General features: G+C 68.5%; 8 protein-coding genes. 4 read left to right on the forward strand and 4 right to left on the reverse strand.

Annotated features, from left to right (window positions below):
• The coding region (locus D183_RS0123210; RefSeq protein ID WP_017911108.1) for a site-specific integrase at positions 1–420 on the reverse strand (420 nt) is incomplete at its 3' end.
• A gap of 168 nt (positions 421–588) precedes the next feature.
• Between D183_RS0123210 and D183_RS0123215 the strand changes: the two genes are divergently transcribed.
• A complete protein-coding gene (locus tag D183_RS0123215; RefSeq protein ID WP_017911109.1) occupies positions 589–1,065 on the forward strand; it encodes an RDD family protein in 477 nt (158 codons plus the stop codon).
• A 189-nt stretch (positions 1,066–1,254) separates the two neighbouring features.
• Here D183_RS0123215 and D183_RS0123220 read toward each other — a convergent pair whose 3' ends face one another.
• From D183_RS0123220 to lptF, 3 genes are read right to left on the reverse strand one after another with little or no spacing between them, the layout of a single operon-like run.
• Positions 1,255–1,560: a hypothetical protein gene (locus D183_RS0123220; protein WP_232757342.1), complete on the reverse strand. Its 306-nt coding sequence runs from the start codon at positions 1,558–1,560 to the stop codon at positions 1,255–1,257.
• A gap of 29 nt (positions 1,561–1,589) precedes the next feature.
• Positions 1,590–2,696 (reverse strand): LPS export ABC transporter permease LptG, encoded by a 1,107-nt coding sequence (gene lptG, locus D183_RS0123225; protein WP_017911111.1) that lies wholly within the window; start codon positions 2,694–2,696, stop codon positions 1,590–1,592.
• A complete protein-coding gene (gene lptF, locus D183_RS0123230) occupies positions 2,693–3,778 on the reverse strand; it encodes an LPS export ABC transporter permease LptF (RefSeq protein ID WP_017911112.1) in 1,086 nt (361 codons plus the stop codon). Before lptF ends, lptG begins: the two co-directional genes overlap by 4 nt.
• A 107-nt stretch (positions 3,779–3,885) precedes the next feature.
• On the opposite strand from lptF, the gene D183_RS0123235 reads away from it, so the two are divergent.
• The 3 genes from D183_RS0123235 to D183_RS0123245 all read left to right on the forward strand — a co-directional run bounded on the left by D183_RS0123235 (position 3,886) and on the right by D183_RS0123245 (position 8,923).
• Entirely contained in the window at positions 3,886–5,367 is a 1,482-nt protein-coding gene (locus D183_RS0123235; protein WP_017911113.1) for a leucyl aminopeptidase, read from the forward strand.
• Positions 5,368–5,478: 111 nt separating this feature from the next.
• Entirely contained in the window at positions 5,479–5,904 is a 426-nt protein-coding gene (locus D183_RS0123240; protein ID WP_026144777.1) for a DNA polymerase III subunit chi, read from the forward strand.
• A 115-nt stretch (positions 5,905–6,019) separates the two neighbouring features.
• Positions 6,020–8,923, forward strand: coding sequence for a valine--tRNA ligase (locus D183_RS0123245; RefSeq protein ID WP_017911115.1), 2,904 nt, complete (start codon positions 6,020–6,022; stop codon positions 8,921–8,923).
• The last annotated feature ends 342 nt before the right edge of the window (positions 8,924–9,265 follow it).

Genomic DNA, 9,265 nt, shown 5'->3' on the forward strand with positions numbered 1-9,265 from the left:
CGCATCGATCTGGCTTTCGGCCAGTGCCTTGGGCAGCGAACGCGGCAGCCGCGGCGGCTCCAGCAGCGCGGTCGGGTCGTCGCTGCGCTCGCCGCGGCGCACGCGCAGCGCGAAGAACGCGCGCAGCGACGACAGCCAGCGGGCGTTGCTGCGCGGCGAATAGCCCAGCTCGGTACGCCATGCCAGGTAATCGAACAGCGCCTGTCGATCGGCACCGGCCAACCCGCCGCCGGCACCGTCGCGCCAACGCGCGAAGCCCTCCAGGTCGCGGCGGTAGCTGTCCAGGCTCTGCCGCGCCAACCCCTGCTCGGCCCAGGCCGCATCCAGGAACTGCTGGATCGCCAGCGCATCGGCCTCGCGCAGCGGCGCGAGCCGTTGCGTCTGCTGGCGGCGTTCGGCGGGGGAATGCAGGGAGGGCATTTGGGGAATCGGGAATCGGGAATCGGGAATCGGGAATCGGGAAAGCCTAGCGGCTTTGCCGGGGGGCGCAAGGTCGATGTGGGCGGGACGAGCAGCAGGGCTGCGCATACCAGAGCCGCGCGCAACGCAGTCCACCGCAAAGCGTGCGACTGGCTCTAAGCTGTGTCGATGAGCGCACCGCCTTCCGCTTCCGCCCCCCGTCCACGCGCGCTGCTGCTGTGGCGGCTGCTGGCACTGTTCTACGACGCCTGGCCGGTACTGGCGCTGTGGTTCGTGGTCTCGGCGCTGTTCACCCTCGGCTACACGCTGGAAGGCCATGCGCCGCGCGAGAACATCGCTCCTTTCAGCGCCCTGCAGTGGCTGTTGTGGCTGTGTTGCTGGGTGGTCGCCGGCCTGTACGCGACGCTGAGCTGGCGTCGTGGCGGCCAGACCCTGGGCATGCGTCCATGGCGGCTGCGCCTGCACGGCGCCGACGGCAACGCGCCAGGCTGGGGCGCGCTGTGGCGGCGCTATCTGGTCGGTACCGTGTCGTTGTTACTGGGCGGGCTGGGGTTCTGGTGGGCGCTTTTTGATCGGGAGCGGTTGACGTGGCACGACAGGGCCAGCGGCACCTATCTGACACGATTGCCCAAAGCCAAGCCCTGACCGCAGCACACAGGCGCGCGGCGGCGCGCCGACCACTCCTGCCACATCGGGACCACTGCGGCGCGGCACGACAGGGCCAGCGGCACCTATCTCATGTCGTTGGACGCATCGTCGAACGGAAGCGCGCATGGCGAATCCAGCACGACATCGACGCCGATCGGCAAGCACTGGCGAGAACGCCGAACAGCATCACCCCCCATCAGCATGCCTGCGCGCCGATGCGGCCCTGCGCGAGGCGACCAAACCACCAATCCACCGCTCCAAGGACCGACCCAGCCAGTAGCTCGCCCAGAACATGGGCAGCAGCACCAGCGCGTATGCGACGACCCTCGGCAACCGTTCCAACCACGGCAACAGGTCGAGCATCGCCAGCGGAAGGGTGATTGGAACGAACGGCAGTTGCCGCAACCCTGCCTGGAGATGGCCATCGACCTGCAGATTGCTCGCCATCCAGCGGCAGCCAACGATCACCGCCGCATACAACAGGCAGAACACCAGGCCAGTGGTGCTCGGACGCCGCATCGCTAACTGCTGCGTTTGCGGAACAGCAACCAGGACACGGCCAGCATCACCAGCGGCGGCAAGGCGTAGGCGATGCGGTAGTCGAACTTCAGGGCGCCGGCCATGCGGCCGAAGAACAACTGCAGCAGCCAGAACACCAGGGCGAACAGGATGCCGAGGAACAGACGCTTGCCCATGCCGCCGCTGCGCAGCGCGCCGAACGCGAACGGGATCGCGGCGAAGCACAGCGCCAGCACATTCAGCGGATAGAACCAGCGGCTCCAGTACTGGTCCTCGTAGTCGCGCGCGTCCAGGCCATTGCGGCGGCGGTACTCGATGCTGGTGTGCAGGTCGCGCGCCGACAGGTTGCGTGGCTTGGCCAGGCCCGAGGCCAGCGCCGCCGCGTCCAGCTGCGATTGCCACGGCAGGCTGTCGAACTTCTCGCGCTGCACCGAGCGTTCGGCGAAGGTGTCGCGGTAGGCCTGCTTGAGCGTCCAGCCGTTGTGCCGGTGCTCGGCGATGGCGGCATGGGTCAGCGACGCCAGCCGGCCGCTCTCGTCCAGCGTGTACAGGCGCACGTCGCGCAGCTCCAGCCAGGTGCCGCCGCCGTCCTCCAGGTGCTCTTCGCCGGCCTGGGCATTGAGGAAGGTGTTGCCCTCGCGCGCCCACAGCCCGGAATAGCGCGCCATGCTCATGTCGCCGTTGTACTTGGCGTTGGCCTTGATCGCGTCGGCCTGGTTCTGCGCCCATGGCGCCAGGGTCTCGCCGTTGACCACCATGACCACGGTCAGCACGGCCATGGTCGAGGCCGCGGCCAGGCTCAGCCGGCGCCGCGACAGGCCCAGCGCGCGCAGCGCGGTCAGTTCGGAGGTGGCCGCAAGCTGGCCCAGGCCCATCAGCACGCCGATCACCGCGCCGGTGGGGAACAGGGTGTAGGCGCGGCGCGGCACCGTGTAGGCCACGAACGCGGCGGCATGGCCCAGGCTGTAGCTGCCGGTGCCGATGACCTTGAACTCGTTGGACAGGGCCATGATCACGTCCAGGCCCAGCAGCACCGCCCAGGTCAGCAGCACCGTGCCGAGCACGGCGCGGCCCACGTACACATCGTGCAGGTTCGGACGCAGCCTCATGCCGGCTGCCTCCGTGGCCGCGACAGCCGGCCATCGCGCAGGTACATCCACACCGCCAACGCCAGCAACGGCAGGGTCAGCCACCACAGGCCGAGCGCGCGCGGCAGCTTCTCGGTGCTCAGCCACTGGGTGCCGAGGAACATCAGGTTGGTGCCGACCAGGTAGGCCAGGAACGCCAGCATGATCCGGCCATAGCGCTGCTGCCGCGGCGAGCTGCGCGACAGCGGCAGGGTCAGCAGCGCGAAGGCAAGCGCCAGCAGCGGCGGCGCCAGGCGCGCATGCAGCTGCGCATTGGCCTGCGGGCGCGGATCGCCGATCAGCTTGGCGGTGGGCAGCAATTCGGGGTCATCGTCCTTGCGCGCGGCGTTGCGGTCGGGCAGCGCCACGTCGTTGCTGACGAAGCGCATCATCCGGTAATCCAGCCCGTCGCCGGCCAGCGGCCCCTCGACCCGGTAGCCGTCCTCCAGGCGCAGGTAGCGGTCGGCCTTGCCCTCGAAGAACATGGCGCCGCGCTGCGCGGTGACCACGTCCAGGCGGCCGTCCTTCTGCCGCTGCATGAACACCTTGCTGAGCTTGGTGCCGTCCCCGGACAGGGTGCTGATGTAGACGATGCCGCCGTCGGACAGCGGTGTGAAGCGCCCGGCCTCCAGCCCGGCCATCAGCAGGCTGTGGTTGGCCTCGTCGATCAGCCGGTCGGAGGTACGGTCGGCCCATGGGCCCAGCCACAGCGAGCACATGCCGACCAGGGTCACCACCGGGATCACCAGCATCAGGATCGGCCGCAGCAGGCGCCGCGGGCCCACGCCGATGGCGGTGATCACCGCCATTTCCGAGTCGCGGTACAGCCGCGCCAGCGCCAGCAGCAGGCCCAGCATCAGCGCCAGCGGCAGGATCAGCGGCAGGTACACCACGAACTGCAGGCCGAGCTGTGAAAACAACAACTTGGCCGGGATGCGGCCATCGGCGATGTTGCCCAGGATGTCCACCAGCACACCACCGACGCTGACCACCAGCAGCACGATCAGGGTGGCCGAGAAGCTCTGGACGAAATCGCGCAGCAGGTATCGATCGAGCTTCGGCATGGGGGTGGGTTGATTTAAACTCTCGGATTCGTTCGCGGCTGCCCCAGCCTATCCGACTGGGGGTAAAGAGTCCGCGATTGTACGGATTTGCCAACGGAATCTGATCAATGGCCCTGGAATTCACCCTGAACCACGACGCCCCGGCCACCGCGGCGTTCGACTGCATCGTCGTCGGCGTGTTCGCCGACAAGCGCCTGTCCCCGGCCGCCCAGGCCCTGGACGCGGCCAGCGGCGGACGCCTGACCGCGCTGGCCGAGCGCGGCGACGTCAGCGGCAAGACCGGCGCCACCGCCCTGCTCCACGACCTGCCCGGCGTGCAGGCGCCGCGCGTGCTGACGGTGGGCCTGGGCGACGCCGCCAAGTTCGGCGTGCCGCAGTACCTGAAGGCGGTCGGCGACGCCGCGCGCGCCCTCAAGAGCGGGCCGGCGGCCAGCGCGCTGCTGACCCTGAGCGAGCTGGAGGTCAAGGGCCGCGACCAGGCCTGGGCGATCCGCCAGGCGGTGATCGCCAGCGACCACGCCTGCTACCGCTACACCGCCACCCTCGGCAAGAAGAAGCCCGACGACAGCGGCCTCGCCCGCCTGGCCGTGCACGGCGACGACGCCACCGCGCTGGCCCAGGGCGAGGCGATCGCCGCCGGCGTGAAATTCGCCCGCGAACTGGGCAACCTGCCGCCGAACCTGTGCACCCCGGCCTACCTGGCCGAGACCGCCGCCGCCTTCGCCCGGGGCGTGGACAGCGCCGAGGCCGAGATCCTCGACGAGACGCAGATGCAGGAACTGGGCATGGGCTCGCTGCTGGCGGTGGCGCGCGGCTCGGCCAACCGCCCGCGGCTGCTGGTGCTGAAGTGGCATGGCGGCGGCGACACCCAGCCCTACGTGCTGGTCGGCAAGGGCATCACCTTCGACACCGGCGGCGTCAACCTGAAGACCCAGGGCGGCATCGAGGAGATGAAGTACGACATGTGCGGTGGCGCCAACGTCATCGGCACCTTCGTCGCCGCCGCGACCGCGCGCCTGCCGCTGAACCTGGTGGTGGTGGTGCCGGCGGTGGAGAACGCGATCGACGGCAACGCCTATCGCCCGTCGGACGTGATCACCAGCATGTCCGGCAAGACCATCGAGGTCGGCAACACCGACGCCGAGGGCCGCCTGATCCTGTGCGATGCGCTGACCTACGCCGAACGCTTCAAGCCGGCGGCGCTGATCGACGTGGCCACCCTCACCGGCGCGTGCATGGTCGCCCTCGGCCACCAGACCGCCGGCCTGATGAGCAAGCACGACGACCTGGCCGCCGAACTGCTGGCCGCCGGCGAGCACGTGTTCGACCGCGCCTGGCGCCTGCCGCTGTGGGACGAGTACCAGGGCCTGCTGGATTCCAGCTTCGCCGACGTCTACAACATCGGCGGCCGCTGGGCCGGCGCGATCACCGCCGGCTGCTTCCTGTCGCGCTTCACCGAAGGCCAGCGCTGGGCGCACCTGGACATCGCCGGCGTCGCCAGCGACGAAGGCAAGCGCGGCATGGCCACCGGCCGCCCGGTGGGCCTGCTGTCGCAGTGGTTGCTCGACCGCGTTGCGGCCGGGAATTGAGAACCGGGAATCGGGAATCGTGAAAAGCGCCCTGTCTGACCCAACCGGAGGCGGCGCACGCGCCGCCACCCGCTGTTCCCACTCCCTATTCCCCATTCCCCACTCCCAGCCCTGATGCGCGCCGACTTCTACCTGATCGCCAAGCCGCGGTTCCTCAACGAACCGCTGCGGCTGGTGTGCGAACTGGCGCGCAAGGCCAACGACGCCAACCTGTGGACGCTGGTGCTGGCGCGCGACATGGCCCAGGCCGAGGAACTGGACGAGCTGTTGTGGGCGTTCGATGCCGACGCCTACATCCCGCACCAGATCGCCGACGCCGATGCCGACGAGGAAGAGGCGCAGGTGCTGATCGTCCCGCCCGGCGTCGACGCGCCGCAGCGGCCGCTGGTGATCAACCTGCGCGATGCGCCCTACCTCGGCGCCTGCGACCGCGTCCTCGAAGTGGTGCCGGCCGACCCATCCGCGCGCGACCCGCTGCGCGAGCGCTGGAAGCAGTACAAGGCCCAGGGCTACGCGGTCAGCAAGCACGATATGTGATGAAGCGGAGAATCGGGAATGGAGAATCGGGAATCGTTTCTCCAAGCGCCGCATTGAGGCGGTCCCTGCTCTGCGCTCCATCGATTCCCCATTCCCGATTCCCGATTCCCAGCCCATGACCACCCTCGCCTCCAGCTACGATCCCACCTCCTTCGAATCGCGCCTGTACGCGCAATGGGAAGCGTCCGGTTACTTCGCGCCGTCCGGGAAAGGCGCGCCGTACACGGTGCTGCTGCCGCCGCCGAACGTGACCGGCACGCTGCACATGGGCCACGCCTTCCAGCAGACGCTGATGGATGCACTGGTGCGCTACCACCGCATGCGCGGCTTCGACACGCTGTGGCAGGTCGGCAGCGACCACGCCGGCATCGCCACCGAGATGGTGGTGTCGCGCAACCTGACCCTGGAAGGCAAGGGCGAGACCCGCGATTCGCTGGGCCGCGACGGCTTCATCGCCAAGGTCTGGGAGTGGAAGCAGCACTCCGGCGACACCATCGAGCGGCAGATGCGCCGCCTCGGCACCTCGGCCGACTGGTCGCGCAGCACCTTCACCATGGATCCGCAGCCGTCGGCGGCGGTGATCGAGGCCTTCGTGCGCTGGCACGAACAGGGCCTGATCTACCGCGGCCAGCGCCTGGTCAACTGGGACCCGGTGCTGAAGACCGCGATCTCCGACCTGGAAGTGGAGAACGTCGAGGAAGACGGCTTCCTGTGGTCGATCGCCTACACACTGGACGACGGCGCCAGCTACGAACACGTCGAGCACGACGCCGACGGCAACGAGACCCTGCGCGAGACCCGCGACTACCTGGTGGTCGCCACCACCCGCCCGGAAACCCTGCTCGGCGATACCGCGGTGATGGTGCACCCGGAGGATGCGCGCTACGCGCACCTGATCGGCAAGACCGTGACGCTGCCGCTGACCGGCCGCCGCGTGCCGGTGATCGGCGACGACTACGTCGATCGCGCGTTCGGCACCGGCGTGGTCAAGGTGACGCCGGCGCACGACTTCAACGACTACCAGGTCGGCGTGCGGCATGGGTTGCCGATGATCAACCTGTTCACGCAGACCGCCGCGCTCAACGACAGCGTCCCGGAAAAATACCGCGGTCTGGACCGCTTCGACGCGCGCAAGGTCGTGCTGGCCGACCTCGAAGACCTCGGCATCCTGGTCGAGACCAAGCCGCACAAGCTGCAGGTGCCGCGCGGCGATCGCACCGGCCAGGTGATCGAGCCCTACCTGACCGACCAGTGGTTCGTGAAGATGGATGCGCTGGCCAAGCGCGGCCTGGAACTGGTCGAGTCCGGGCAGATCCAGTTCGTGCCACCGAACTGGATCAACACCTACCGTCACTGGATGGAGAACATCCAGGACTGGTGCATCAGCCGCCAGCTGTGGTGGGGCCATCGCATTCCGGCCTGGTTCGACGACGCCGGCAACTGCTATGTCGGCCGCGACGAGGCCGATGCACGCGCCAAGGCCGGCCTCGGCGCCGACCTCGCCCTGCACCAGGACAGCGACGTGCTGGAGACCTGGTTCTCCTCGCAGCTGTGGCCGTTCGCGACCATGGGCTGGCCGGATCCGCAGGCGATGGCCGAGCGCGGCTTCGACCGCTACCTGCCGTCGAGCGTGCTGGTCACCGGCTTCGACATCATCTTCTTCTGGGTGGCGCGCATGATCATGGCCACCGACAGCTTCACCGGCAAGGTGCCGTTCCGCGACGTCTACATCACCGGCCTGATCCGCGACAAGGACGGGCAGAAGATGTCCAAGTCCAAGGGCAACGTGCTCGATCCGCTGGACATCATCGACGGCATCAGCATCGAGGACCTGGTCGCCAAGCGCACCACCGGGCTGATGCAGCCGCGCATGGCCGAGAAGATCGAGAAGGCCACGCGCAAGGAATTCCCCGAGGGCATCATCGCCCACGGCGCAGACGCACTGCGCTTCACCATCGCCGCACTGGCCGGCCACGGCCGCGATATCAAGTTCGACCTGGGCCGCGCCGAGGGCTACAAGAACTTCTGCAACAAGCTGTGGAATGCCAGCCGCTTCGTGCTGATGAATACGCGCCAGGAGGATGTGGAAGCAGCGACCATCACGAACGCGTCGCCACGCGCCCAAGTGGCGAACCACGCGGACACCGCTTCGAATGCCGGTTCAGCCTCGCTTGCACCGGCCACCGATGCCGAGAAGTGGATCCTGCTGCGCCTGCAGGCGGTCACGGCCGAGGCGCAGGCGCAGTTCGCCGCGTATCGCTTCGACCTGCTGGCGCAGTGCCTGTACGAATTCGCCTGGAACGAGTTCTGCGACTGGTTCCTGGAACTGGCCAAGCCGGCGCTGAGCGGCGACGACGCGGCCGCCGCCGACAGCACCCGCCACACCCTGCTGCACGTGCTGGAAACCCTGCTGCGCCTGCTGCACCCGCTGACCCCGTTCCTCACCGAGGAGCTGTGGCAGCAGGTGGCGCCGCGCCTGGGCATCGCCGCACCGACCATCTCGCTGCAGCCCTATCCGGAGGCGGCGGCGATGGACGTGGCCGCCTACGCCGGCGCCGCGGCCGACGTGGAATGGCTGAAGGCGATGGTGTCGGCGCTGCGCCGCGTGCGCAGCGAACTGCAGGTGGCGCCGTCGCGGCAGGTGCCGCTGCTGCTGCAGGGTGGCCAGGCAGAAGACCGCGCGCGAATCGAACGTTTTGCCGCGCAGCTGCGCTTCCTGCTCAAGCTGGAGTCCATCCAGTGGCTGGACGACGGCGCGCCGTCGCCGGCCGCGGCCACCGCGATCGTCGGCGAACTGACGCTGCTGGTGCCGCTGGAAGGCCTGGTCGACCTGGATGCCGAACGCCTGCGCCTGGACAAGGAGATCGCCCGTGTCGCGTCCGAGAAGGACAAGAGCGAGGCCAAGCTGGGCAAGTTCACCGACAAGGTGCCGCCCGCGGTAGTCGAGCAGGAACGCCAGCGCCTGGCCGACTGGAGCGCGCAACTCGACGGTCTGCGCGCGCAGCGCGCCAAGCTGTAGCGCGAGCGATTGGGCCGCCTCCGCCCATCACGGCGGTGGCGGAGGCATCATCATGCAGTATCGCGCGTCTGACGAATGCGCGATGTGGGAGGGACTTCAGTCCCGACGCGCTGCGCCATCAGACGGCAAGCAATGCTGTCTGTCGTGGCCGAAGCCGCTCCTGAAGCGGGTCCCCCTCGTCATTGGATCCGCTCTGGAGTCGCTCCCACAGAAATTCTCGGCGAGTTGTTTGGTGCACTGGTGGAAGGACTTAGCCCAGACTGCTATCGAAGCCGGTGGCGATCTGCACTTCGCTCGTCGCGACTGAAGGGCACCTCTAAAAACCCCGCCTTTGGCATCATT

It is taken from the genome of Xanthomonas sp. SHU 199, assembly GCF_000364665.1.
Classification (GTDB): domain Bacteria; phylum Pseudomonadota; class Gammaproteobacteria; order Xanthomonadales; family Xanthomonadaceae; genus Xanthomonas_A; species Xanthomonas_A sontii.

Bases quoted from the DNA above. Each gene is read 5' to 3' on its own strand.
- D183_RS0123235 (WP_017911113.1), top strand. From the start codon at position 3,886: ATGGCCCTGGAATTCACCCTGAACCACGACGCCCCGGCCACCGCGGCG.
- lptF (WP_017911112.1), bottom strand. From the start codon at position 3,778: ATGCCGAAGCTCGATCGATACCTGCTGCGCGATTTCGTCCAGAGCTTC.
- lptG (WP_017911111.1), bottom strand. From the start codon at position 2,696: ATGAGGCTGCGTCCGAACCTGCACGATGTGTACGTGGGCCGCGCCGTG.
- D183_RS0123215 (WP_017911109.1), top strand. From the start codon at position 589: ATGAGCGCACCGCCTTCCGCTTCCGCCCCCCGTCCACGCGCGCTGCTG.
- D183_RS0123245 (WP_017911115.1), top strand. From the start codon at position 6,020: ATGACCACCCTCGCCTCCAGCTACGATCCCACCTCCTTCGAATCGCGC.